This is a genomic window from Frankia sp. Hr75.2 (genome assembly GCF_949319125.1).
GTDB lineage: Bacteria > Actinomycetota > Actinomycetes > Frankiales > Frankiaceae > Parafrankia > Parafrankia soli.
In genome coordinates, this window is sequence record NZ_CASGGV010000212.1 from 1 (window position 1) to 640 (window position 640).

General features: G+C 71.7%; 1 protein-coding gene. It reads right to left on the reverse strand.

Annotation, left to right across the window (positions count from 1 at the left end):
* The coding region (locus AC559T_RS15355; protein ID WP_498869172.1) for a FadR/GntR family transcriptional regulator at nt 1-640 on the reverse strand (640 nt) is incomplete at both ends.

The following is a 640-nucleotide window of genomic DNA, read 5'->3' on the forward strand; positions in this document are numbered from 1 at the left end:
GGCTGGCTGGGTGTGGTGGCGATGTGGGTGCGCCAGTGGGCTTCGGCGGCGTCGGTGTCGTGGCGGGCGATGAGGTCGAGGAGGTGGGTGTGGTCGTGGTGGTTGTGGGGGGTGGTGTGGGTGGGGTGGGGGAGGGGGGTGTGGGTGTCGAGGATGTGGCGGAGCATGCCGGCGATCATGGTGAGGGTCTGGTTGCCGGCGTGTTCGAGGAGTTGGTGGTGGAAGTGGGTGGGGTCGGGGTGGGTGAGGGCGGTGTGGAGGGTGGTGAGGGTGGTGTCGGTGTGGTGGGTGGCGAGGAGTCGGACGGCGGCGGGTTCGAGCAGGGTGTGGGCGGTGTGGACGTCGGCGAGGGTGGTGTGGCGGTGTTCGAGGACGAGGCCGGCGTAGCGGGCGGCGACCTGGCCGTCGGGGGTGTGGACGCGGGCGCCGCCGTGGGCGCCGCGGCGGACGGAGATGAGGGCTTCGGATTCGAGGACGCGGAAGGCTTCGCGCAGGGTGGGGCGGGAGACGCCGAACTGTTCCATGAGGACGGCTTCGGGGGGTAGGGCGTCGCCTTCGACGAGCTCACCACGGACGATCTGGCGGCGGAGCTGGGCCGCGACGAGCTCGGCGGTCTTGGGCACGCGGACCTGCTGACCGA